This window comes from Streptomyces murinus (assembly GCF_002154555.1).
In the GTDB taxonomy this organism is placed as follows: Bacteria; Actinomycetota; Actinomycetes; order Streptomycetales; family Streptomycetaceae; genus Streptomyces; species Streptomyces murinus.
Map to the genome: position 1 here is coordinate 184 of NZ_MUNF01000318.1, position 21,663 is coordinate 21,846.

Genomic DNA, 21,663 nt, shown 5'->3' on the forward strand with positions numbered 1-21,663 from the left:
GCCGATCGGGGTGCCGGTCAGACCGAGACGGTCACGCAGATAGTGGACGAGGAGCAGCCGCGGCTCCACGTCGTCCTCGTAGATCGTGCCGTCCACGTTCACCTTGATGTGCGTCATGCGCCCTCCAGACCGTGCGGGCAGGCGTCGATATCAGCCGGTCCGGCGTGATGTAGGTCACTCTATGACCGGGGTGTGGACCCGGCGAACGCTGAGGCGCCGGTTTGTCGCGCACTGATCCATTGCCGAAGGAGGAGCGTCTTTCTGTACGGTGCGTGATCGGCTGACACTCCGCGTCATGGGCCCGGGCCCATGAGCTGGGGCGGCGGCTGCCGCGCAGGGCAGGAGCCTGAGTGGCCGGGTCCGGCGGAAGCCGTTCGGCGCGCGCGATCGCGCCGGAACTGCTCTGCTGAGAAGGGGTGGGCCGTCGTGCCGGCCCGTCCGGGAGAGCGGCGGCCGGCACCCTCGATCGGCCGTCCCGCCCACGCTCGTACCCCCTTCTCCGGAGAGATCCATGAGCAGCTATCGAGTCGCCCAAGTGCCCGCCGCGAACGGCACGTTCGAGGTGGTCGAGCGCGAGGTGCCGCGGCCGGGGCCCGGCCATGCGCGGATCGCCGTCGAGGCGTGCGGCGTCTGCCACAGCGACGCGCTCTTCGTCAGCGCGGCGGTGCCGGGCATCACCTTCCCCGAGGTGCCCGGGCACGAGATCGCCGGACGGATCGCGGAGCTGGGCGAGGGCGTGGGGGAGCGCGGCTGGCAGGTCGGCGACCGGGTGGCCGTGGGCTGGTTCGGCGGCAGCTGCGGCCACTGCCGGGCCTGCCGCGAGGGCGACTTCATCGTGTGCGAGAGCCTCAAGGTGCCGGGCTGGGCCTACGACGGCGGCTTCGGCGAGCAGGTGATCGCACCCGTCGACGCCCTGGCCCGGATCCCCGACGCGCTCGCCGCGAGCGACGCGGGGCCGCTGGCCTGCGCGGGCGTGACCACCTTCAACGGGTTGCGGCGCAGCGCGGGACGCCCCGGCGACCTGGTCGCGGTGCTCGGTCTCGGCGGCCTCGGGCACCTCGGTGTGCAGTACGCGGTCGCGATGGGCTTCGAGACGGTCGCGATCGCCCGGGGTCCCCAGAAGGCGGAGTTCGCCAAGCAGCTCGGCGCCCACCACTACGTCGACAGCACCGCCGCCACCCCGGTCGCCGAGGCGCTGCAATCCCTCGGCGGCGCCAAGGTCGTCCTCGGCACCGCCGGCAACTCCGAGGCCATCTCCGCCACCGTGGACGGCCTGACCCACCGCGGTGAACTGGTCGTCATCGGCGCGGACATCGCCCCCCTCGACATCAACCCCAACCAGCTCCTCATGGCCGCCCGCGTGGTCCGGGGCCACCCCTCCGGGACCTCGCAGGACGTCGAGGACACCATGGCGTTCAGCGTCCTGCACGGCATCCGCCCGATGACGGAGAAGGTTCCGCTGACGGAGGCGGACGCGGCGTTCCGGAAGATGATGGCGGGCGGCGCGAGGTTCAGGATGGTGCTGACGGAGGGGTGAGCGGGGGAGTGGGGGAGCGTCAGGCCGCCGCAAGCCCTCCTGCGGCGGCCTCCGCCGCCGTCACCGTCTGCTCCAGCAGCGTGGCGATCGTCATCGGGCCGACGCCACCCGGGACCGGGGTGATCAGGGAGGCCCGCTCGACGGCCGAGTCGAAGTCGACGTCGCCCACGTTCCCGGCGTTGTAACCGGCGTCGATCACGACCGCGCCGGGCTTGATGTCCTGGCCCCGCAGCAGCCGCGGCCGGCCGACCGCCGCGACGACGACGTCCGCCTCGCGGACCGCCGCCGACAGATCCCGGGTGCGCGAGTGGCAGTACGTCACCGTCGCGTCCCTGGCCAGCAGCAGCATGCCCACCGGCTTGCCGAGGATCGCGCTGCGGCCCACCACCACGGCCCGCTTCCCGGCCAACTCGACGCCGTACTCGTCCAGCAGCCGCAGGATGCCGCCCGGCGTGCAGGACACGAAGCCCGGCAGGCCGAAGCTCATCGTGGCGAAGGAGGCGAAGGTGACCCCGTCGACGTCCTTCTCGGGCGCGATCGCCTCGAACGCCGCCCGCTCGTCGACATGGTCGCCCACCGGATGCTGGAGCAGGATCCCGTGCACCGTCGGATCGGCCGACAACTCCCGCAGCGTGCCCACCAGTTCGGCGGTGGACGTGCTCGCGGGCAGGGCCACGTGCCGGGAGGTGATACCGGCCTTGCGGCAGCGGTTCTGCTTCATCCGGACGTACGTCACGGACGCCGGGTCCTCGCCGACCAGCACGGTCGCGAGAGAGGGCACCACGCCGGTACGCGCGGTGAGTTCGGCCGCCCTGCGCGCGGTGTCCTCGACGATGCGACGGGCGAGAGCGGTTCCGTCCATGAGACGGGCCTGGGTCATGCGGCACACTCCTGAGCTGGATCGATGTCTTACGCCCAGGCGCGCGGCAACCATACGGACCGCTCCCCGGTGGTACTCCACCTCAGCGCCAGTCACGGCCCGTGCACAGCGTAACCGAGGCACGCAGGGGGCCGGGGAGCGGGCGTGATCCAACACGTGCCGCAACAGCCTCACGGCCGAGAAGGCTCACCGCGTCCGTCCGCGCCGGACCCGCGGCACCACCCGCGGCACCCGTGGCAACCGCGACGCGTGCGGCACCGCCGCCGGGGGACGTCCACGCACCGCCCTCAGGACCGACCGCAGCACCGCGCCCGTCACCGGCACACCCGCCGCGGAGACCGGCCCGCGGCGCCGGGGCCGCGCCCGGCCCACCACCGCGCGGGCCGAGAAAGTCCAGGTCAGCCGTGAGCTGACCTGGATCCGCGCGAACCTCCTGCCTACTCGTCCCATGCCTGGATCAGAATCTGCTCGGCGATCTTCCCGTCCCGCAAGGTGATCATGGATTCGGCGAGGACGCGGGTGCCGTCCCCGTACTGGCAGGACTCGGTGAACGCGGCGTGGTCGCCCTGCACCACGCACCGGTCCAACTTGTGGATCATGTCGCGGCGGTAGACGTCGTCGAGCATCTCGGCGATCTCGCCCCGGCCGTGCAGGATCTTGGGGTGGCTGGGCTGGGTGTTGCGGTCGATGATGCGGATCTCCGCGTCGTCCGCGTACAGGGACAGCAGGGTGTTCCCGGTGTTCCCCTCGATGCCCCGGCGCAGTGTCTCGGTGTCGAAGACGGAGCCTGTCGCGGTGCCCATGGTGACCTCCTTCAAGGGCTCGCGGTCCGGCGCGCGGCCGACCGTACGGGCCCCGTCTTCGAGCGTCCCCCGGCCCGGCGGCCTCGGCAAGCGCACGGGGCGCGCTCCGCCTCACGAGTGAGCGCGGTCCGCCGCCCGTGTCCGGCCGGGGTCCTTCACCGTTGCTGAGGGCATGATCTCAACACGCCGTATCGTCGCCGTCCTCGGACTCGCCGCCGGGGTCACGGGCCTGGCCGCACCCCTTGCGAGCGCGGCCGACGCGAGCGCCTCGCACACCGGGCAGATCAACCCGATGACCGTGCTCGACACGCTCACCACCGGCAACATCCCCGCCGAGCAGCGGGCCCAGCTGCCCACGGCCTCCCAGCAGCTCAAGTCCCTGAACCAGGTCAGCCAGCTGAACCAGCTCAGCGAACTCCACCAGGTCACCGACATCGTGGCGCCGGTGACCGGCCTGCTCCCGGCCGTGGGGGCCTGAGCCGAGGCGCCACACCGGGGCGCCGCGCAGCCGAGTGCCGCCGCCCGCGTTCAGCACCGCCCAGTCCCGGGCCACGGCGTAGGCCGCGCCGGGGGCCGGGGTGGTGCCGGGCGGCAGGTCCTCGGCCAGCGCGCGGGTCAAGGTGTCCGCCGGGCCCAGCTCCAGCCAGGTCCGCACCCCGTCCCGGTGCAGCAGGGCGGCCACCTCCGCGAACCGCCGGGTCTCCGGGCCCGGCAGCCAGAACCCCGGCTCGGCGGTCTCGGCGCCGACCGGGCGGCGGGTGATGTCGCAGACGAGGGGGAGCCGCGGCGGGCCGGGGTGGAGCGTGGCGAGGGTACGGCCGTAGGCGGTGCGCAGCGCCTGCGGGGCCGCCTCGCCCAGGGCGCCGTCCAGCAGCCGGGCCAGGGTGCCGACCGCGTGGCAGCAGTCCGCGAGCGAGAAGACCCCGGCGGCGTACGCGGCGGCCATCCGCCCGGCCCCGTGCCCGAACAGCACATCAGGGCGGGCGCCCCAGCTCCGCAGCAGCCGGTACTGCGCCACCTGGAGCGTGAACAGCGCCGGCCCGGCGTACGACGCCCGGCCCAGCAGCGCCGCCGTCCGGGTGCCGGGCTCCGCGAACATCACGCATTTCAACGGCAGTTCGAGATAGGGATCCAGACGGGCGCACAGCTCGTCCAGCATCTTCGCGAACAGCGGGAAAGCCGCCGCGAGTTCACGTTCCGTCTGCGGGCGCGGCGAGGCGCCGGCCGAGAACAGGAATGCGGTACGTCCCTTACGGCCATCAGCGAGCATGCCCCCATGAAGGCACGGTCGGGTAAGCACCGGACCGGTCGGGTGCCCGCACCTCGCAAAGGAATCGCCATCATCGAACGTCGTCATTCGATCCGACTCTTGTGCAATTCATAAGCGTTCCTCGGGGCGTGTGCCTCCGGCCGCCTCCGGGTGCCCACGGGTGCCCCCGGAGGGAAAGATCCACGGTCACCGCCGTGGCCGATCCCGCCGCCCATCGGACGCGCGTAGGGTCTGCACCGTAAGCACTCGATGGAAGGAACCAGACCATGGCGCAGGAAGTACGCGGCGTGATCGCACCGGGCAAGAACGAGCCCGTACGAGTCGAGACGATCGTGGTGCCGGATCCCGGGCCGGGCGAGGCCGTCGTACGCGTCCAGGCCTGCGGTGTCTGCCACACCGATCTGCACTACAAGCAGGGCGGCATCTCCGACGACTTCCCCTTCCTCCTCGGCCATGAGGCCGCCGGTGTGGTGGAGTCGGTCGGCGACGGCGTCACCGAGGTGGCCCCCGGTGACTTCGTCATCCTCAACTGGCGTGCCGTGTGCGGCAATTGCCGGGCCTGTCTGCGCGGTCGCCCCTGGTACTGCTTCAACACCCACAACGCGAAGCAGAAGATGACCCTCGCCGCCACCGGCCAGGAGCTCTCCCCGGCCCTCGGCATCGGCGCGTTCGCCGAGAAGACCCTGGTTGCCGCCGGCCAGTGCACCAAGGTCGACCCGGCCGTCTCCCCGGCCGTCGCGGGCCTCCTCGGCTGCGGTGTGATGGCCGGCATCGGCGCCGCCATCAACACCGGCCAGGTCGGCCGGGGCGACTCGGTCGCCGTCATCGGCTGCGGCGGCGTCGGCGACGCGGCCATCGCCGGGGCCGACCTGGCCGGCGCGGCGAAGATCATCGCCGTGGACATCGACGACCGCAAGCTGGAGAAGGCCCGCGCCCTCGGCGCCACCCACACCGTCAACTCCAAGCAGCACGACCCGGTCGAGGCCGTCCGCGAACTGACCGGCGGCTTCGGCGCCGACGTCGTCATCGAGGCGGTCGGCCGCCCGGAGACGTACCAGCAGGCCTTCTACGCCCGCGACCTCGCCGGCACCGTCGTCCTCGTCGGCGTCCCCACCCCGGAGATGAAGCTCGAACTGCCCCTGCTGGACGTCTTCGGCCGCGGCGGCGCCCTCAAGTCCAGCTGGTACGGCGACTGCCTGCCCTCCCGCGACTTTCCGATGCTCATCGACCTGCATCTGCAAGGCAGGCTGCCGCTCGACGCGTTCGTCACCGAGACCATCCAACTGGACGAGGTGGAGAAGGCGTTCGACCGGATGCACCAGGGCGACGTGCTGCGTTCGGTGGTGGTGCTCTGATGACCGCACGCATCGAACGGCTCGTCACCTCGGGGCAGTTCACCCTAGACGGCGGCACCTGGGACGTCGACAACAACGTCTGGATCGTCGGCGACGACCATGAGGCGATCGTCATCGACGCCGCCCATGACGCCGACGCCATCGCCCGCGCCGTCGGCGACCGCCGGCTCACCGCCATCGTGTGCACGCACGCCCACAACGACCACATCGACGCGGCGCCCGCCCTGGCCGACCGCACCGGCGCGGTCATCTGGCTGCACCCCGACGACCTGTCGCTGTGGCGGATGACCCACCCCGACCGCGACCCCGACCGGCTCCTCGTGGACGACCAGGTCATCGAGGCGGCCGGCGCCGACCTCACCGTGCTGCACACCCCCGGGCACGCGCCCGGCGCGGTCTGCCTCTACGACCCCGCACTGGGCGCCGTCTTCACCGGCGACACCCTCTTCCAGGGCGGCCCCGGTGCCACCGGCCGCTCCTTCTCGCACTTCCCCACGATCATCGACTCCATCCGCGACAAACTGCTCACCCTCCCGCCCGAGACCAAGGTCCTCACCGGCCACGGCGACTCCACCACCATCGGCGCCGAGGCCCCTCATCTGGAGGAATGGATCAAACGCGGGCACTGAACCGCATCGTGCGCATAGGGTCGCGATCATGACCACGAACACGCTCGTGACCCTGCACGACACCCGCGTCCTGCGCTGCGCCCCCGACGGCCCGCCCCTGGACGGCGAGCGCGCGGCACTGGACCTCATAGGCGACGCCTTCGGGCAGGACGCCCAGCTGGTCGAGGTGCCCGTGGCACGGATCGCGCAGGAGTTCTTCCGCCTGCGGTCCGGCGTCGCGGGCGCCGTCGTCCAGAAGTTCGTGAACTACCGGGTGCGGCTCGCCGTCGTCGGCGACATCTCGGCCCACATCGAGGCGAGCGACGCCCTGCGGGACTTCGTGCACGAGTCCAACCAGGGCGACCAGCTGTGGTTCCTGCCGGACACCGACGCCGTCGCCGAGCGGCTCGCCCGCTGACCGACCCCCCGGTAAAACCCGACAGGAGATGTCCGGCTTCTCCGTGACGCTGAGGGACGACAGCACACGCTCAGCGCACGGAGGCCCGACATGCCGGCACCGCTCGACGAAGACCACGGAGATCCGAAGGACCTCAAGGACCTCAAGGACCTGAAGGACCTCAGGGACCTCGCGGGCAGGGTCGCCCTGGTCGCGGGGGCGACCCGGGGTGCCGGGCGGGGCATCGCCGTGGAGCTCGGCGCGGCCGGCGCCACCGTCTACGTCACCGGCCGCAGCACCCGCGCCCGGCGCTCCGAGTACGACCGCCCCGAGACCATCGAGGACACCGCCGACCTGGTCACCGCCGCCGGCGGCCACGGCATCGCCGTACCCGTCGACCACCTGCGACCGGCCGCCGTACGCGACCTGGTGGACCGCATCGCGACCGAACAGGGCCGTCTGGACATCCTCGTCAACGACATCTGGGGCGGCGAGAAACTCTTCGAGTGGGACACCCCGGTGTGGGAGCACGACCTGGACAACGGGCTCAGACTCCTGCGCCTTGCCATCGACACCCACGCCGTCACCAGCCACTTCGCGCTGCCCCTGCTGCTGCGCCGACCCGGTGGTCTGGTCGTGGAGATGACCGACGGCACCGCCGAGCACAACCGCGACACCTATCGCGTGAACCTCTTCTACGACCTCGCCAAGAGCGCCGTCCTGCGCATGGCCTTCGCCCTCGGCCATGAACTCGGCCCGCGCGGCGCCACCGCCGTCGCCCTCACCCCCGGCTGGATGCGCTCCGAACTGATGCTGGACCTGTTCGGTGTCCGCGAGGACAACTGGCGTGACGCCCTCGTGCGTGAGCCGCACTTCGCCATCTCCGAGAGCCCGCGCTTCACCGGCCGGGCCGTCGCCGCCCTGGCCGCCGACCCCGCTGTGGCCCGCTTCAACGGGCGGTCCCTCTCCAGCGGCGGCCTCGCCCGTGAGTACGGCTTCACCGACCTCGACGGCAGCCGCCCCGACGCCTGGCGCTATCTGAAGGAGGTCCAGGACGGGGGGCGGCCCGCCGACACAACGGGTTACCGGTGAGGGGGAGTTGGACGGAACACCGGCACGGGACGGTGAAAGACCGCGGGTACGGCCGTACCGTCGCCCCATGAGCGATCACACCCGTTTCGCGGGACACGCGGTACTCGTCACCGGAGCGGCCCGGGGCATCGGTGCCGCCGTCGCCCGGCGGCTCGCCGAGGAGGGCGGCCGGGTCCTGGTGACCGACCGGGACCCGGCCGAGGCCGAGCGGACCGCCGCCGAGCTGCGCCGACAGGGCCTGGCCGGCGAGGCGTTCGGCTGCGATGTGGCCGAACGGGCCGCCGTGGAGGCGGCCGTGGCCCGCGCCGTGGACGCCTTCGGCTCCCTGGATGTCCTGGTCAACTGCGCCGCCCACTGCACCCCGGACACCCCGCGTTTCGAGGACGGCACGGACGAGACCTGGGCCCGCGACCTCGACATCACCCTGACCGGCGTCCAGCGCTGCTGCCGCGCCGCCCTGCCCCACCTGGCCGCCTCCAAACGCGGCGCGATCGTGAGCATCGGCTCCGTCAACGGCCTCCAGGACTTCGGCAACCACGCCTACAGCGCCGCCAAGGCCGGCCTCGGCTCCCTGACCCGCACCCTCGCCGGGCACGCGGCGGCCCGGGGCGTCCGGGTGAACCTCGTGGCGCCGGGCACGGTGCGCACCTCGGCGTGGGAGGGACGGGAGGGCGAACTCGACGCTGTCCGCGCCCTGTACCCGCTCGGCCGGATCGGCGAACCCGAGGACATCGCCGCCGCGGTCGCCTTCCTCGCCTCCCGCGACGCCGCCTGGATCACCGGCACCACCCTCGTGGTCGACGGCGGCCTCACCTCCGTGCACACCGGCTTCCACGCCGCCCTGCACAACTGACCCTCGTACGGGCCCGGTTGCGGCCGCACGTTCAGCTCCCCGCGCGCAACTCCTCGCGCAGTCGGCCCAACAGCTCCCGCGCTGCCAGGCTCAGCGGCCCCCGGGCCCGCCGGACGAGGGCCGCGCGGGCGCGGGCGCGCGGGTCGGCGAGAGGAAGAGCGCGCGCAGGCCGGTGCGGGGGTCCGGCCCCGGCAGGACGGCGACGCCGAGGCCGCGCGCCGCGAGACGGGCGAGCGCGTCCGGCGTCGCGGCCTCGAACACGACCTGCGGCCGGAACCCGGCCCCGGCGCACAGCCGTTCCAGCACCGTCCGCATCCCCGCCCCGCGCGGCAGACCGATCAGCCGGTGCCCCTCCGGCGCGGCCGGCGACACGGCGTCCCCGTCCGGGTGCGCGGCCACCAGCGGATGCTCCGGTACGGCCGCCACGACCAGCGGCACATCGACGAACACCTCCCGGGCGAGGCCCGGCGGCGGGGTCCGGTCCGCCACCCCGGCCACCGCGAGGTCCGGCCCGCCCACGCCGCAGGCCCGTGTACTCCTGCACGGCCTGCCGGACCCCGTCGACCGCCGCCGGCGCCGCCCGCGCGTACGGCAGTACGGCCGCACCGACCGGTCCAACAGCGGCTGCCCCAACTCCCGCTCCGGCTTCCTCAACGCCTCTACCGATCATGCCAGTTGCGATACGAACCCGGTCTTGGACGTGCCGTCGAAGTCCTCACCATGCCGGGGCCTATGGAGAGAGCACCGGACATCGCCGCACTCGTCGCCGCCGAACGCCGCGAATCGGCCAATGTTCTCGAGGAGTTGACCCCCGCGCAGCGGGACGCGCCCAGCCTCTGCGCCGGTCGGCGGGTACGGGAGGTCGTGGCGCACATGTCGATGGGGTTCCGGTACCCGACCGCGCGGGTGCTGCTGGAGCCGGTCAGGGCGCGCGGGAGCCCGAGCCGGATGACCGACCGGCTCGCCCACCGGGACGCGGCCGCCCATCAGGACCGGCCTGGACATCACCGTCGCCCTGGACCTGGACCCGCGGGTCCCTCCACGGCGGCGCCCCACGGCCGGCTCCAAGGTGAGGAAGCTCACCGTTTCGTCACAGCATGACCAGAAAGGCAACCTCGACGCGCCCGATCAGGTCTACTTGTCCGAGATCGTGGGAATCGCGCACGAAGAAACCCCGGGGGAGGCCCTGGGCAAACTGCCAGAAGAAGGAGAAAAGCCCTCATGGGGGACATACGCAGACGAGGTGTCGTGGCGCTCGGACTCACGGGTCTGGTGGCGCCGCTCACACTCGCCCTCGGCGCGGCACCCGCCCAGGCCACGAGCTCCTGCACCACGTCGACGGGCCCGTATCAGAAGCAGGCGGAGAAGTTCCTCGGCCGCCCGGTCGACGGCCGCCAGTCCGCCGCCGACTGCAAGGCGATCCGCGCCTTCCAGGCGAAGAACGGCATCACCCCCACCATCGGCTACGCGGGGCCCGTCACCTGGGGTGTGATGGACCTCATCAACCAGCAGAAGGCCGTGGGGAAGAACCCGAACAAGAGCGGCAAGTGCCCGGTGAACAAGGGCCGGATCGCCTGCGTGGACCTCACGCACCAGCTCAGCTGGATCCAGGACGGCAAGAAGCTCGTCTACGGCCCGGTACCCGTGCGCACCGGCCGCAAGGGCTTCGTCACCCGCACCGGCCTGACGAAGGTCTACTGGCGTGACCTCCACCACGTCTCGACGCTCTACGACGTGTCGATGCCCTACAGCCAGTTCTTCAACGGCGGCGAGGCGTTCCACTCGGTCGGCCTGAGCATGTGGAACCCGCCCGGCTCGCACGGCTGCGTCAACATGACCCCGAAGGACGCCAAGAAGTACTGGTCGCTGCTGCGGACGGGCGACGATGTCTTCGTGTACGGCCACAAGCCCGGCACCTGAGCGAAGCGATCGCCCGATCACCCCGGTCACTTCGATCGGGCGCTGTGCCGTTGCTCACCCTCGTCCGGCGGTCCCGGAGCGGCCGTCGGGTGAGGGTCGGGTGTGAACTCCCGTACGCCCCTTGACACATTGACGTGATGAGCAACACGGTCCGAAATGTCCGCATCGAAGGTACTTGCTCACAGCGCCTTCACCTCGATCGGCATATGCTTCACAGCATGTCCACCACTCTTGAAGCCGCCTCCGAGCGATCGGCCGCGGAGGTCAACGAGGAGATCCGGGCCCTGTGGCGCCGATCGGGCGGGACGCTGACCAGCGAGCAGCGCAAGCAGTACCAGCGCCTCGTGATGGAGTGGGCCGCCGCGGCCCCACGGCCGTACCGGGACGTCTGACCTCGCGACGCGAACCCGCGACCCCGATCGGGAGTCGCGGGTCCCCAGATCCTCCTCAGTCCTTGCGGGCCACCCCGCCGAACATGGCGACCTCCTCCGGCTCGGCCCCGTTGTCGTGCTCCGGGCGCCAGCGCGAGCAGGAGACCACCCCCGGCTCCAGCAGCTGAAAACCGTCGAAGAACCGCGTGACGTCCGCCGGCGTGCGCTGGGTCAGCTTCGGTGTGCCGTGCTCGTTCCAGAACTTCACCGCCTCGTCCACGTCCGGCATCGAGGGATGCGTGACCGTGTGCGAAAGCACCAGATGGCTGCCCGCCGGAAGCCGGTCCATCAGCGTCCGCACGAGCCCGTACGCCTCGTCGTCCTCGCCGATGAAGATGACCACACCGAGCAGTATCAGCGCGACCGGCTCACTGAAGTCCAGCGTCTTCGAGGCGTGTTCGAGGATCGCGTCCACATTGCGCAGATCCTCGTCCAGATAGTCGGTACGACCCTCCGGCGTACTCGTCAGCAGCGCCCGCGCGTGCGCCAGCACCAGCGGGTCGTTGTCCACGTACACGATCCGCGACTCCGGCGCGATGCGCTGGGCGACCTCGTGCGTGTTGTCGGCGGTGGGCAGCCCCGTGCCGACGTCGAGGAACTGGCGGATGCCCGCCTCCTCGACCAGATGCCGCACGGCCCGGCCCAGGAACAGCCGGTCCGCGCGCGCGTACTCCCCGATGCCCGGGTGCAGTTGGCGGATCTGGTCGCCGGCCGCCCGGTCGACCTCGTAATTGTCCTTGCCGCCGAGCCAGTAGTTCCAGATCCGCGCCGTGTGCGGCTGGCTGGTGTTGATACGGGCGCGCAGCGACACCGCCACGTCGTTGGTGGCTGCGGGGTTGTCGGTCACGTGCGTCAGCTCCTGGGGTGCCTGGAGAAGTGGTTCAACCTTCAAGGCGCAATCTAATCCCCCGAGTTGCCCCGCGCCGCCGGTCCGTCCGATTCCGGTACCGGACCCGTCGGCACCCCCTCGCCGATGTACGGGCGCAGGGCACTGATCAGGAACGGGTCACCGCCTTGGGCCAGTTGGCCGGAGGTGATCCGGCGGGCGACTCCGGCGAGGAAGTCGGCGATCTGCACCCGGGCGTCGGCACGGGAGTCGACGAGCCGCACACCGTCGAGCGCGATCCCGTCACGCCGGGCGCCCTGCACGATCGCCGCGATCCGGCCCGGCGTCAGCGCGTTCTGCTGATCGTGCACCAGCGTCACCGGCACCCCGCCCGCGCTCCAGCGGGCGGCCGTGCGCCGGAGCGCCGGGAACAACGGGTTCAGCACCGGGAACAGCGGAGGGGCGGCCCGCACATGCTCCCGGTAGGCGTCCGCGCCGGCGCGTGCCGCGGACAGCCGGCGCAGGATCCGCGCCGCCTCGGTCCCCGGCCCGGCCCGCGTGAGCGTGTCGATCGTACGGAAGAACTGATCGACGACGGTGAGCGGATCACCGTCGGGACGGACCCGCAGCAGACGGTTCGCCGCGCGCAGAAACACCCGCCAGCCCGGCTCCCCGAAGGCGCCGGGCCCCCACCGGTACAGCGGACCGGCCTCGGCCGTGTCCCCGAGCAGCAGCTCGACGGTCCGCTCCACCACCAAGTACGCCTTCTCCGTCAGCTCCACATGGGCGTACCCATGGATCGGGCCCGCCTCGGCCAGGAGCCACTCCAGCACCGCCCGGTGCTTCTCCCGCAGCACATGGTTCGCCTTGTACTCCTCGGCGGGCGAACGGATCCGGTGCCTGATCTCCCGTACGCACTCCGCCGCCACGTCCACCGGCAGCTCCACGCTCGCGTGCGCGAACACCTCGGTGTTGCCACCGGTCAGGTTCTCCCCGTCCGACCCCGACTCGTCACCGGCGACCTCCCGGCGGCGCACCACCGCCGCGCCCGCCTCGTCCGCACCGTTCCGGGTCACCGCACAGCCCCCTATCTTGTGCCTCATGACCAGCTTCCCGCACGACACCGCCGGCGAACCGGATCCGCTGCGCGCCCTCGACCTGGAGCGGCTGCGCCGTCGTACGAGCATGAAGTGGCGCACCTACCCCGAGGACGTCCTGCCGCTGTGGGTGGCCGAGATGGACGTACCCCTCGCCCCACCCGTCGTCCGCGCCGTCACCGACGCCCTCGCCCTGGGCGACACCGGGTATCCGGCGGGCACCGCCTATGCCGAGGCCCTCGCCGCTTTCGCGGCCCGCCGCTGGCACTGGGACGGGATCACGACGGACCGCACGGCGATCGTTCCGGACGTCATGCTCGGAGTGGTCGAAATGATCAAACTGGTGACCGATGCGGGCGATCCGGTGATCGTCAACCCGCCGGTGTACCCGCCGTTCTTCCTGTTCATCACCCATATGGACCGCCGCGTGGTGGAAGCCCCGCTCGGCGCGGACCTGCGCCTCGACCTGGCGGCCCTGGAGGACGCCTTCCGGGAGGCCACGGCGCGCGGCGGACGCGCCGCCTACCTGCTGTGCAGCCCGCACAACCCCACCGGTACGGTGCACACCGCCGCCGAGCTGACGGCCGTCGCGGAACTGGCCGAACGCCATGGTGTGCGGGTCGTCGCGGACGAGATCCACGCCCCGCTCACCGCCCCCGGCACCCCCTTCGTGCCGTACCTCAGCCTGCCCGCCGCCGCCCGGGGCCTCTCGCTCATGTCGGCCTCCAAGGGCTGGAACCTGCCGGGTCTCAAAGCCGCCCTTGCCCTGGCCGGTCCCGGGGCCGCCGCCGATCTCGCCCGGATGCCGGAGGAGGTCGGCCACGGCGCCAGCCATGTCGCGATCATCGCGCACACCGCAGCCCTGCGTGCGGCCACGGGCTGGCTCGACGCCCTGCGCACCGGGATCCGGGACAACCGGCTGCTGCTGGCCGACCTGCTCGCCGAGCACCTGCCCGCGGTCCGCGTCCACCCCGGGGAGGCGACCTATCTCGCCTGGCTCGACTGCCGCGCCCTCGGCCTCGGTGATGACCCCGCCCAGGTCTTCCTGGACCGCGGCCGGGTCGCCCTGTCCGCCGGTCTTCCCTTCGGCACCGGCGGCGCGGGCCACGCCCGCCTCAACCTCGCGACGTCACCGGAGATCCTCACCGAGGCCGTGCACCGCATGGCCGCCGCCCTGAAGTGAGCGAACGCCTAGACTCGGCGTCATGGACGACGACTCGCGCCAGGCCCGGCTCGCCGCCGGAAAGTACCTGCTGGTCACCAGCTTCCGCAGGAACGGCACCCCCGTGGCCACCCCGGTCTGGGTGGTCCGGGACGGCGCGAGCCTCGGCGTCTGGACGACCGCCGACAGCTTCAAGGTCAAACGCATCCGCCACCGCGCCGACATCCTCGCCGGCCCCTGTGACGTGCGCGGCAACCCCACCGGCGACCAACTCCCCGCCACCGCCGAGATCACCGACCCGGCCACCACCGCCCGCTACCGCGCCCTGATCGCCCGCAAGTACGGCATCCTCGGCCGCCTCACCCTCCTGGGCAGCAGACTGCGGCGCGGCACGGACGGCACGGTCGGCATCCGGGTGACCCTCGACGACTGACCGCCGCGAGCCACCCGGAACCACCCCCGGATCAGGAGGCGTTCAGCACCGAACCCTCCAACACCAGCCCGTTCTTACGGGGTTCGCCCGTCATGTCGTCGAGCTGCTGGAACCGTACGGACTCCGCCGGCTCGGCGACCTTGTCCTTGACCGTGGGCAGCGTGATGTCCGCGCTCGTCCGGTGCGCGGGGATGTCGACCCAGAGGTAGAGACCGCTGACCTTGGACAACGGACGCTCCGGGTCCGGGGATTCACCGGAGGCATCGCGCAGCCACGCGGCGGGGACGTCCTTGGTGGACAGCTCCGCACCCGCGGTCGGCGCGGTGGCGGCGAACATGGCGCTCATGTCCACGTCGACCGGCTCCGACAGCGACACGCGCCAGGTGAGGGACTGCCCCTCCGTGACCCGGTTCGCGATCGGAGTGACGGTCATGGTGGGCGCGGGATCGTCGTCGCGCACCGTGACACCGCCCCCGTAGGACCCGACGACGGCGCCGTGCACCGCCTTGACCAGCACGTCGTACGTCACGTCCGAACCGTAGCGGGTGTTGCCCACGACCTTGATCGGCACATCGATGTCCCGGCCGCCCGGGTGCACCGTGACCAGCCGGTCCGTGGCATGGCCGGTGGCCGGGTCGAGGACGTAGACACGGACCTGGCCGCTGCCGTGCCCCGACACCCGGGCCGGGACACGGTAGGTGCGCGTGCCCGAGTCACCCTCGGCCACCGTCAGCCGGCCGAGGTCCACCCGCGGCAGCGCCGCCGTACGCACCGCGGGCGTCCCCGGCTGCCAGCCCCACGCGTCGACGAGCCAGGCCCGCCCGGAGGCCGAACGCGCCGTCAGTTCCATGGACTTGACCGACCGCAGATCGACATGCGCACGGCCGGCGGCCGTCAGCGGGACCCGGAACTCGCGGGCCCAGTAGGAGGCGGTCCGCTCACTGCCGGGCAGGCCGTCCGCATGGATCCGGCCCAGCGTCGCACGGTGCCCGCCGGTGTCGGTGAGGGTCACATCGAACTGTGCGCCACGGGAGTTGGGCGGCACGAACAGCCGGAGCGCCAGATCCTTCGCACCGGCCAGGGACAGCGGCCGCTGCGACGTCACCCGGGTCCGGGCGCCGGTGTGCGTCCAGCGCACCGCGATCGCGTGCCGCCCGGCCTCCTGATCGGTCCCCCACTGCGCGAAGTGCGGCGAGGAACCGCTCGCGTCGTCGCCGAGGCAGCGCTCGGCCGGGCTGGTGGCCACGACGGAGCACAGCTTGCCGCCGCTCACCGAGACCCCGCCGTCCGGCAGGAACCCGCCGCCGCGGCGCGCCCCCACGGCATGGCTGATGACCCGCGCCGGATCCGCCGAGGGCGCCCGCTTCCCGGAGCCGTCCAGCAGCGGCCGCACCCGGTCGTCGCCGGCCACGAACAGCCGCGCGGCCGCCGCGATGTACACCGAACCGGCGCGGTGCTGCCGGTCGGCGGAGAGCCGGGTCGCGGCGTGCTTGCCGCACACCGGATCCGGCCGCTCCGGGTCGTCGTAGAAGTCGTCCTCGGCGGGCGCCGCCGACGTGCCGGGCGTCCACTCGGAGTTGAAGAAGTTGTGGTCGGCGCCGACGACGTACACGGCACTGTGCAGCGCGCTGCCGCCGGTGACCGCGCGCGTCCCGTCGACGTACAACTCGCCTTCCAGGTCGGAGACATCGCCGTCGCAGCCCGGCAGGACCGACACCGAGGGCACATCGGGCACCGGGTTCTGGCCGAAGGCGGTGGGGCCGATCAGCACCGTGCCGCGCACGGTCCAGCGCACCGCGCCGTGATAGCCGTCCCTGTCGGCGGGCGGCGGGTAGAGGCTGTCCAGGGCCGCCCGGTTGACGCCCTCGCCGCCCCGGGAGTGCCCGACGAGCAGCACCCGGGACAGGTCGGCGCGGGGCGCTGAACGGACGACCGCCGGCGCGGACCCGGGGTTCTTCGCCCAGTCGGCCCAGTGGCCGAGGTGGAGCCGGATCAGGGAGGAGCGGGCCTGGGCGCCGCCGTCCTCCGTGTCGTTGTCCTGCCCGTTGATGCCGTTCGCCGCGATCGACACCGTCAGGTAACCCTGCGATGCCAGGAGTTGCTGGTCGCGCAGATAGCCGCGATAGCTCGGCACCGACCGGTAGCCCGACGTGCAGGGCCAGTCGATGCTGATCTCGTCGCCCCGGTAGCAGGTGGAGTGCCGGCCGTGCAGGAACAGCGCGAGCGGCCGCTTGCCGGGGGCGCCGACGGGAGCGACGACCACCGCTCGCATCTCCACCGGCTTCGCGAAGCCCGGCAGCCGTACCGAATCCAGGGTGTACTCACCGGTCTTGGTGCGGTAGGCGCCCGGCTTGCCCGGGTCGACGCCGTTCGCCGGGAGCTGCGGCGGGGGAGTCGGCTTGGCAGGAGAGACGGGGGCCACGGGCGAGGCGGGCGACGCGGGAGCCCCGCCGCTCGTACGGCCGTCCAGCCGCCGGCCGCCGGACCAGACCTGGAGCCCGTCGGGGCGGCCGAGCCCGGCGAGCCCGTGCGGGCCGCCCGACTGCTTCCCGTCGAGCGGGAGACGGAACGTGCGGCCGTCCGCATCCGGCTTCGGCACGCCCAACAGGCGCCCATCGGAACGGAATTCGACCCGCGCGTCCCCCATCGGCACCGGCCGGTCGGAGCGCCACTCAAGGCGGGGCGCCGAAGCCCCGCCGGTCAGCCGCCAGCCGGGCGGCAGCGCCCCATGACCGTCCGATGACGCCAACGCGGCTGCCGCTGACGGTGGTTGACCCTGGGCGACCGCCACCCCTGGAGACACTCCCGCCACCGCGCATAACGCGGCGGCGGTGACCCATATGCGCCGGGCACGGACCACTGTTCCTCCTCGACCCCCGACCCCGGGCGCCCCGGCCGTCCCGGGGCCCCTCGCTCCCGGAGGACGGAACGCGGAGCCTGTGGGTTGCCTGTGGAGGGGAAGTGGTGGATCACATGTAGGGGGATCAGGAGTACGAGAGTGGGGTGTGCAGCGGGTCCGGCGGGCGGGCGGGTCAGGTCCAGGCCCGGTACGGCTCGTCCACCAGCTGGAAGACCGGCTCACCGCGCACCGGGTCCTTGGTGGTCGACAGCCGCACCCGGTCACCGCTGTGAATGCCGACCGCCGGGCCCATCACCCGGCCGCGTACGACGAAGCCCTCGGCCATCTCGATCAGCGAGACATTGCGCGCCGCCGGGGTGTTGCGGTGCACCACCGTGGAGTGGCGGACCGTACCGATCCCCTCGCTGCGCTCGGTGCACAGCTCACTGCCCTGGCACACCGGACACAGCAGCCGGTGGTACATCGCGGTGCCGCACCAGGTGCAGCGCTGGAAGTGGAGGGCGTCCCTGGAGTCCGCGGGGGCGGGATCGAGCACACCCGTCGCGGAGCCGGCCACCGCATACGGGGCGCTCACTTCGTGGTGGTACATCCTGGTCAACTCCCTGCACTCGGCCGGAATCCCGCGTGCGTGTCCCGTGCACGCGTGCGCCCGGCGGCCTGGCCACCGCGCATGACCGACAGGGTATGGCACTCAGTGTCACTCGTAAAGGCACTCGGTACCCCTAAATTACTCCCGGGGCCACCCGCGCGTCCGCCGTGCCGACCGCTCAGGCGCGGTGCGACGCCGTCTCCAGTTCCTGCACCACCCGCCACAGCGGGGCGTCCCGGCGGGTGACGAGGACCAGCACGTCGTCGGGGCGCGGCGCGTCCTCGTCGTCCGGCGCCGACCCGGGCCACACGGTGGTACGGCCGCCCGCCGCGGCCGCCGTCTCCTGCGGGCGCCCGAACTCCCGCTGCACATACCCCAGCGCGTGGTCCAGCGCCGCGACCGCGTCGCCCCGGCCGTCCGAACGCAGCCAGGAGCGCAGCGCGTTGTTGTGCGCGGCGACCACCGCGGCCGCGATCACATCGGCCCGCAGCGTTCCGTCGGGGCGCCCGGTGAACCGGCCGCGCAGATATCCGGCCATCGCGCGCTCGTACCGCCACACCACCGACAGCTCGGACGCCCGCAGGCCCGCCACCTTGCGGGTGAGGTGGTAGCGCTGCACGGAGAACGCCGGGTTCTCCGCGTACATGTGCAGCACCATCCGGGCCGAGTCGCACACCCGCCGCACCGGCTCGCACTCCTCGCCGCCCGCCGCGAGGAAGGCCGTCATGTCGGCGAGACAGCGCTCGTGGTCAGGGAAGACCACGTCCTCCTTGGCGGGGAAGTAACGGAAAAAGGAGCGCCGGCCGACTCCGGCGAGCGCCACGATGTCGTCCACCGTGGTCTGCTCGTAGCCGTGTTCCGAGAAGAGCCGGAAGGCCGCCGCGACCAGGGCGTCCCGCATCGGCGGTTTGGCGGCCGGCGCCGCACTGCTGGAGCTCATGGACGGGAACGTAGCACCCGGACCGGCAATGTGACACTCAGTGCAGCAACTGTGGAGATGTGAGGGAACTGAGTGCAGTGCGAGGTGTGCGTTCGAACACCGGATCGATCGTATTGATTGGAAACGGTCGATACGGCTGTGGGCGTAGAGTGAGCGGCCCGAAATCCGGCTCGGGATCACTGTCCAGGGGGAGCCCATGCGACTGCACGTCGACCAGCGCCACGAGCGCGTGCTCGAACTCGTCCGTGAGCGGGGCAGCCTCCGCGTCGCCGAACTGGCGGCCGAACTCGGCGTCTCCGCCGTCACCCTGCGCCGCGACGTCGAGACCCTCGCCACCCGCGGCATGCTGCGCCGGATGCACGGAGCGGTCGTCTGGCCGGGCGACCACACCGGCGCCACCGTCCGGCAGGCCCCCACCGACCGGTCGTACGACACCCCCGAAGGCGCAGTGATCGGCATGATCGTGCCGACCACCGTGTCCATCTTCACCGACATCGTGAACGGCGCGCGCGAAACGGTCGGCGCCCGAGGCGGCCGGCTCGTCCTCGGCGTCTCCGGCTACGTCGACACCGAGGACTCCGTCCAGGCCGAACACCTGATCGCGGGCGGCGCCCAGGGCCTGCTGGTGGCATCCAGCTGGTTCGGCGGCGTCCCCACCGGCGGGCAGGAGGAGTGGCTCACCCGCTGCGGGGTGCCCGTCGTCCTGGTCGAACGCTCCGCACCACCCGGCAACCCCGCCGCCGGCCTCGACCGGGTGCGCACCGACCGCGCCCACGGCGCCGCCGTCGCCGTCGGCCACTTCGCCGCCCTCGGCCACCGCCGGGTCACCGCCGTCCTCCAGGAAGGCCCCCACGCGACACCGATCAGCGACGGCTTCCGGGCCGCCGCCCGCGCCCGCGGCCTGGAGATCCACCAAGGCGCCCCGAACGTACGCGAGTACGGCGACTACGAGGCGTCCGTCGACTACCTGACCGACGCGGTCCGCGCCCATGGCGTCACCGCGGCCCTGGTGCACAGCGACGAGGACGCCATCGTGCTCGTACCCCGCCTCCAGGCACGCGGCGTACGGGTGCCCGAGGACCTCGCGCTCATCGCCTACGACGACCAGGTCGCCCCGCTCGCCGACGTGCCCCTCACCGCCGTCGCCCCGCCCAAGCGCTCGGTCGGCGAACTCGCCACCGGCATCCTGCTGCGCCGTATCGCCGAACGCGCCGGCCGGCTCACCCCCGGACCCCGTCAACACCTGGACCTGCTCCCGGAGTTGCGCATCCGCTCCTCCTGCGGCGCCAAGTCCCCGGCCGCCACCGCACACTGACCCACCGGAGGTCACGGCATCCCCTCGCGGACACCTCGGCCCGTCCGGTCAGGAGTCCAGCCAGTCCGTGATCTCCTCGGTGTGCTCGCCGAGTCGGGGCGGGCGGCGGTCGTAGCGGGGCGGGGTGCGGGACAGTGAGATCGGGTTGGCGACGAGGTCCAGGGCCGCCCCGTCGTCCCCGTCCAGCGTGGCCCGGGGCGCCAGGCCCAGCCGGTCGGCGAGGGCGAAGGCCTGGCCGAGGTCATTGACCGGACCGCACGGGACACCGAGGGGCGTGAGGTGCTCGAACCACTCGGCGGCGGTCCGAGCCACCAGCAACTCGCCCAGTTTCTCCGCCAGTTCGTCGACATGGGCCACCCGGTCCGCGTTGCCGGCGAAGCGCGCGTCGGCGGCCAGTTCCGGGGCGCCGAGGCCCCGGCAGAGCGCCGCGAACTGGCGGTCGTTGCCGACGGCGATCACCAGCGGCCGGTCCTTGGCCCGGTACACCTCGTACGGGGCGATCGACGGGTGCCGGTTGCCCATGATGCCCGGCACCCGGCCGGCCAGGGTGTATCCGGCGGACTGGTTGACCAGGCTCGACAGCAGGGTCGTCAGCAGATCGACCTCGATGAGCTGCCCCTCGCCGGTCGCGTCCCGGTGCCGCAGCGCCGCCAGCACCCCGACCGCGGCGTGCAGCCCGGTGAGCACGTCCACCAGCGCCGCCCCGGTCTTCACCGGCTCCCCGGGCGCGGACCCGGTGACACTCATCAGCCCGCCCACGGCCTGGATCAGCAGGTCGTACCCGGGCAGCGCGGCCCCAGGACCGGACCCGAAGCCGGTGATCGAGCAGTACACGACGCCCGGGTTCGCGGCACGCACCTCGTCGTAGCCGAGCCCGTACTTGCGCAGCGTCCCCGGCCGGAAGTTCTCGAACAACACATCGGCGCGGCGCGCCAGTTCGGCGGCACGGCGCCGGTCGGCCTCCTCGCGCAGATCGAGAGCGACCGAACGCTTGTTACGGTTCACGGAGAGGAAATAGGTGGCCTCGCCGTGTGCGTGCGGCGGGCCCCACGCGCGGGTGTCGTCACCGCCCGCCGGATGCTCGACCTTGATCACCTCGGCGCCCAGATCGGCGAGGAGCATCGTCGCGTACGGCGCCGCGAGCACCCGCCCGAAGTCGGCGACCAGCACACCGCTCAGCGGCAGCGGCGGAACGGCCCCGCTCATGACGCCGTACCCCCGAAGCCGTGCGGACACCCGGTGACCCGGCGCCGCCGGACCGCGCCGGTCCGGCGGCGCCGGGTCACCGGGTGTCC

The 21,663-nt window shown here is 72.5% G+C and carries 22 protein-coding genes, 2 pseudogenes and 1 riboswitch; of the genes and pseudogenes, 13 read left to right on the forward strand and 11 right to left on the reverse strand.

Features of this window, described 5'->3' with window-relative positions; all coding sequences use genetic code 11:
* Positions 1–117 (reverse strand): annotated as a pseudogene (locus CCN72_RS40650) ((2Fe-2S)-binding protein); the annotation flags it as partial.
* Between the two features lie 394 nt (positions 118–511).
* On the opposite strand from CCN72_RS40650, the gene CCN72_RS19630 reads away from it, so the two are divergent.
* Positions 512–1,537: an alcohol dehydrogenase catalytic domain-containing protein gene (locus tag CCN72_RS19630; RefSeq protein ID WP_086808643.1), complete on the forward strand. Its 1,026-nt coding sequence runs from the start codon at positions 512–514 to the stop codon at positions 1,535–1,537.
* Positions 1,538–1,556: 19 nt separating this feature from the next.
* On the opposite strand, the gene CCN72_RS19635 is transcribed toward CCN72_RS19630, so the two are convergent.
* Both CCN72_RS19635 and CCN72_RS19640 read right to left on the reverse strand, forming a co-directional pair.
* A complete protein-coding gene (locus tag CCN72_RS19635) occupies positions 1,557–2,417 on the reverse strand; it encodes a bifunctional 5,10-methylenetetrahydrofolate dehydrogenase/5,10-methenyltetrahydrofolate cyclohydrolase (RefSeq protein ID WP_086808644.1) in 861 nt (286 codons plus the stop codon).
* A gap of 26 nt (positions 2,418–2,443) precedes the next feature.
* A riboswitch (ZMP/ZTP riboswitch) is annotated at positions 2,444–2,523 on the reverse strand.
* A gap of 331 nt (positions 2,524–2,854) precedes the next feature.
* Entirely contained in the window at positions 2,855–3,220 is a 366-nt protein-coding gene (locus tag CCN72_RS19640; protein ID WP_086808645.1) for a nuclear transport factor 2 family protein, read from the reverse strand.
* 172 nt (positions 3,221–3,392) lie between these two features.
* Here CCN72_RS19640 and CCN72_RS40655 point away from each other — a divergent pair, with 172 nt between their 5' ends.
* Positions 3,393–3,698 carry a hypothetical protein gene (locus CCN72_RS40655; RefSeq protein WP_037652564.1) on the forward strand — a complete coding sequence of 102 codons (306 nt, stop codon included), beginning with the start codon at positions 3,393–3,395 and terminating at the stop codon, positions 3,696–3,698.
* A gap of 378 nt (positions 3,699–4,076) precedes the next feature.
* Here the strand turns inward: CCN72_RS40655 and CCN72_RS41545 are convergent.
* Positions 4,077–4,577, reverse strand: a pseudogene (locus CCN72_RS41545) (acyltransferase domain-containing protein); the annotation flags it as partial.
* Between the two features lie 179 nt (positions 4,578–4,756).
* Between CCN72_RS41545 and CCN72_RS19655 the strand changes: the two are divergent.
* The 5 genes from CCN72_RS19655 (at position 4,757) to CCN72_RS19675 (ending at position 8,795) form a co-directional block, all read left to right on the forward strand.
* Positions 4,757–5,845: an S-(hydroxymethyl)mycothiol dehydrogenase gene (locus CCN72_RS19655; protein ID WP_086808646.1), complete on the forward strand. Its 1,089-nt coding sequence runs from the start codon at positions 4,757–4,759 to the stop codon at positions 5,843–5,845.
* On the forward strand, positions 5,845–6,474 hold the full coding sequence (locus tag CCN72_RS19660) for an MBL fold metallo-hydrolase (protein ID WP_086808647.1): 630 nt from the start codon (positions 5,845–5,847) through the stop codon (positions 6,472–6,474). The genes CCN72_RS19655 and CCN72_RS19660 overlap by 1 nt, the downstream gene beginning before the upstream one ends.
* Before the next feature lie 28 nt (positions 6,475–6,502).
* Positions 6,503–6,871 (forward strand): DUF4180 domain-containing protein, encoded by a 369-nt coding sequence (locus CCN72_RS19665; protein WP_086808648.1) that lies wholly within the window; start codon positions 6,503–6,505, stop codon positions 6,869–6,871.
* A 90-nt stretch (positions 6,872–6,961) separates the two neighbouring features.
* Complete coding sequence (locus CCN72_RS19670; protein WP_086808649.1) at positions 6,962–7,942, forward strand: SDR family oxidoreductase; 981 nt, start codon at positions 6,962–6,964, stop codon at positions 7,940–7,942.
* Positions 7,943–8,009: 67 nt separating this feature from the next.
* On the forward strand, positions 8,010–8,795 hold the full coding sequence (locus CCN72_RS19675; protein WP_086808650.1) for an SDR family NAD(P)-dependent oxidoreductase: 786 nt from the start codon (positions 8,010–8,012) through the stop codon (positions 8,793–8,795).
* A 90-nt stretch (positions 8,796–8,885) separates the two neighbouring features.
* On the opposite strand, the gene CCN72_RS19680 is transcribed toward CCN72_RS19675, so the two are convergent.
* Positions 8,886–9,314, reverse strand: coding sequence for a LysR family transcriptional regulator substrate-binding protein (locus CCN72_RS19680; RefSeq protein ID WP_158101376.1), 429 nt, complete (start codon positions 9,312–9,314; stop codon positions 8,886–8,888).
* A 213-nt stretch (positions 9,315–9,527) separates the two neighbouring features.
* Here CCN72_RS19680 and CCN72_RS19685 point away from each other — a divergent pair, with 213 nt between their 5' ends.
* From CCN72_RS19685 to CCN72_RS39665, 3 genes are all read left to right on the forward strand, one after another.
* Positions 9,528–9,896, forward strand: coding sequence for a maleylpyruvate isomerase N-terminal domain-containing protein (locus tag CCN72_RS19685; RefSeq protein WP_086808652.1), 369 nt, complete (start codon positions 9,528–9,530; stop codon positions 9,894–9,896).
* A gap of 120 nt (positions 9,897–10,016) precedes the next feature.
* A complete protein-coding gene (locus CCN72_RS19690; protein ID WP_086808653.1) occupies positions 10,017–10,715 on the forward strand; it encodes a L,D-transpeptidase family protein in 699 nt (232 codons plus the stop codon).
* Positions 10,716–10,921: 206 nt separating this feature from the next.
* A complete protein-coding gene (locus CCN72_RS39665; RefSeq protein WP_107430129.1) occupies positions 10,922–11,107 on the forward strand; it encodes a hypothetical protein in 186 nt (61 codons plus the stop codon).
* Between the two features lie 55 nt (positions 11,108–11,162).
* Here the strand turns inward: CCN72_RS39665 and CCN72_RS19700 are convergent, their stop codons facing one another.
* Together CCN72_RS19700 and CCN72_RS19705 are read right to left on the reverse strand one after the other, a co-directional pair.
* Positions 11,163–11,993 carry an SAM-dependent methyltransferase gene (locus CCN72_RS19700; RefSeq protein ID WP_085568130.1) on the reverse strand — a complete coding sequence of 277 codons (831 nt, stop codon included), beginning with the start codon at positions 11,991–11,993 and terminating at the stop codon, positions 11,163–11,165.
* Between the two features lie 53 nt (positions 11,994–12,046).
* Positions 12,047–13,075, reverse strand: a complete 1,029-nt coding sequence (locus tag CCN72_RS19705; RefSeq protein WP_244174328.1) for a DUF3800 domain-containing protein — start codon at positions 13,073–13,075, stop codon at positions 12,047–12,049.
* On the opposite strand from CCN72_RS19705, the gene CCN72_RS19710 reads away from it, so the two are divergent.
* Both CCN72_RS19710 and CCN72_RS19715 read left to right on the forward strand, forming a co-directional pair.
* Positions 13,074–14,252, forward strand: coding sequence for a MalY/PatB family protein (locus CCN72_RS19710; RefSeq protein ID WP_086808654.1), 1,179 nt, complete (start codon positions 13,074–13,076; stop codon positions 14,250–14,252). The genes CCN72_RS19705 and CCN72_RS19710 overlap by 2 nt on opposite strands.
* A 22-nt stretch (positions 14,253–14,274) precedes the next feature.
* A complete protein-coding gene (locus CCN72_RS19715) occupies positions 14,275–14,664 on the forward strand; it encodes a PPOX class F420-dependent oxidoreductase (protein WP_086808655.1) in 390 nt (129 codons plus the stop codon).
* Positions 14,665–14,695: 31 nt separating this feature from the next.
* Here CCN72_RS19715 and CCN72_RS19720 read toward each other — a convergent pair whose 3' ends face one another.
* From CCN72_RS19720 to CCN72_RS19730, 3 genes are all read right to left on the reverse strand, one after another.
* The gene (locus tag CCN72_RS19720; RefSeq protein ID WP_086808656.1) at positions 14,696–17,524 is read right to left on the reverse strand and encodes a hypothetical protein; all 2,829 of its coding nucleotides are present in this window, start codon (positions 17,522–17,524) and stop codon (positions 14,696–14,698) included.
* 172 nt (positions 17,525–17,696) lie between these two features.
* A complete protein-coding gene (locus CCN72_RS19725) occupies positions 17,697–18,113 on the reverse strand; it encodes a Zn-ribbon domain-containing OB-fold protein (protein WP_086808657.1) in 417 nt (138 codons plus the stop codon).
* A 178-nt stretch (positions 18,114–18,291) separates the two neighbouring features.
* On the reverse strand, positions 18,292–19,053 hold the full coding sequence (locus tag CCN72_RS19730) for a TetR family transcriptional regulator (RefSeq protein ID WP_086808658.1): 762 nt from the start codon (positions 19,051–19,053) through the stop codon (positions 18,292–18,294).
* Between the two features lie 196 nt (positions 19,054–19,249).
* Here CCN72_RS19730 and CCN72_RS19735 point away from each other — a divergent pair, with 196 nt between their 5' ends.
* The gene (locus CCN72_RS19735; protein WP_086808659.1) at positions 19,250–20,368 is read left to right on the forward strand and encodes a substrate-binding domain-containing protein; all 1,119 of its coding nucleotides are present in this window, start codon (positions 19,250–19,252) and stop codon (positions 20,366–20,368) included.
* Positions 20,369–20,416: 48 nt separating this feature from the next.
* Here the strand turns inward: CCN72_RS19735 and CCN72_RS19740 are convergent, their stop codons facing one another.
* Complete coding sequence (locus tag CCN72_RS19740; RefSeq protein WP_086808660.1) at positions 20,417–21,574, reverse strand: CaiB/BaiF CoA transferase family protein; 1,158 nt, start codon at positions 21,572–21,574, stop codon at positions 20,417–20,419.
* Between the last annotated feature and the right edge of the window lie 89 nt (positions 21,575–21,663).

Coding starts and splice junctions, on each gene's coding strand:
- CCN72_RS19630 (WP_086808643.1), top strand. CDS start 512: ATGAGCAGCTATCGAGTCGCCCAAGTGCCCGCCGCGAACGGCACGTTC.
- CCN72_RS19635 (WP_086808644.1), bottom strand. CDS start 2,417: ATGACCCAGGCCCGTCTCATGGACGGAACCGCTCTCGCCCGTCGCATC.
- CCN72_RS19640 (WP_086808645.1), bottom strand. CDS start 3,220: ATGGGCACCGCGACAGGCTCCGTCTTCGACACCGAGACACTGCGCCGG.
- CCN72_RS40655 (WP_037652564.1), top strand. CDS start 3,393: ATGATCTCAACACGCCGTATCGTCGCCGTCCTCGGACTCGCCGCCGGG.
- CCN72_RS19655 (WP_086808646.1), top strand. CDS start 4,757: ATGGCGCAGGAAGTACGCGGCGTGATCGCACCGGGCAAGAACGAGCCC.
- CCN72_RS19660 (WP_086808647.1), top strand. CDS start 5,845: ATGACCGCACGCATCGAACGGCTCGTCACCTCGGGGCAGTTCACCCTA.
- CCN72_RS19665 (WP_086808648.1), top strand. CDS start 6,503: ATGACCACGAACACGCTCGTGACCCTGCACGACACCCGCGTCCTGCGC.
- CCN72_RS19670 (WP_086808649.1), top strand. CDS start 6,962: ATGCCGGCACCGCTCGACGAAGACCACGGAGATCCGAAGGACCTCAAG.
- CCN72_RS19675 (WP_086808650.1), top strand. CDS start 8,010: ATGAGCGATCACACCCGTTTCGCGGGACACGCGGTACTCGTCACCGGA.
- CCN72_RS19685 (WP_086808652.1), top strand. CDS start 9,528: ATGGAGAGAGCACCGGACATCGCCGCACTCGTCGCCGCCGAACGCCGC.
- CCN72_RS19690 (WP_086808653.1), top strand. CDS start 10,017: ATGGGGGACATACGCAGACGAGGTGTCGTGGCGCTCGGACTCACGGGT.
- CCN72_RS39665 (WP_107430129.1), top strand. CDS start 10,922: ATGCTTCACAGCATGTCCACCACTCTTGAAGCCGCCTCCGAGCGATCG.
- CCN72_RS19710 (WP_086808654.1), top strand. CDS start 13,074: ATGACCAGCTTCCCGCACGACACCGCCGGCGAACCGGATCCGCTGCGC.
- CCN72_RS19705 (WP_244174328.1), bottom strand. CDS start 13,075: ATGAGGCACAAGATAGGGGGCTGTGCGGTGACCCGGAACGGTGCGGAC.
- CCN72_RS19715 (WP_086808655.1), top strand. CDS start 14,275: ATGGACGACGACTCGCGCCAGGCCCGGCTCGCCGCCGGAAAGTACCTG.
- CCN72_RS19725 (WP_086808657.1), bottom strand. CDS start 18,113: ATGTACCACCACGAAGTGAGCGCCCCGTATGCGGTGGCCGGCTCCGCG.
- CCN72_RS19730 (WP_086808658.1), bottom strand. CDS start 19,053: ATGAGCTCCAGCAGTGCGGCGCCGGCCGCCAAACCGCCGATGCGGGAC.
- CCN72_RS19735 (WP_086808659.1), top strand. CDS start 19,250: ATGCGACTGCACGTCGACCAGCGCCACGAGCGCGTGCTCGAACTCGTC.
- CCN72_RS19740 (WP_086808660.1), bottom strand. CDS start 21,574: ATGAGCGGGGCCGTTCCGCCGCTGCCGCTGAGCGGTGTGCTGGTCGCC.